The organism is Moellerella wisconsensis ATCC 35017, assembly GCF_001294465.1.
Lineage (GTDB): Bacteria > Pseudomonadota > Gammaproteobacteria > Enterobacterales > Enterobacteriaceae > Moellerella > Moellerella wisconsensis.
Genome location: NZ_LGAA01000105.1, coordinates 1 through 204, shown reverse-complemented (window position 1 = coordinate 204; position 204 = coordinate 1). Strand labels below are relative to the sequence as shown.

Below are 204 nucleotides of genomic sequence, written 5' to 3'. Positions count from 1 at the left end.
GCTGCGGTAACTGCGGCGAAAGCTGCCGTTGAAACTGCGCGAATCAATCTGGCTTACACCAAAGTCACCTCTCCGATTAGTGGTCGCATTGGTAAGTCAAACGTGACGGAAGGCGCATTGGTACAGAACGGTCAGGCGACTGCGCTGGCAACCGTGCAGCAACTTGATCCGATCTACGTTGATGTGACCCAGTCCAGCAACGAC

General features: G+C 54.9%; 1 pseudogene. It reads left to right on the top strand.

Annotated features, from left to right (window positions below):
* Positions 1–204, top strand: a pseudogene (locus M992_RS14570) (HlyD family efflux transporter periplasmic adaptor subunit); the annotation flags it as partial.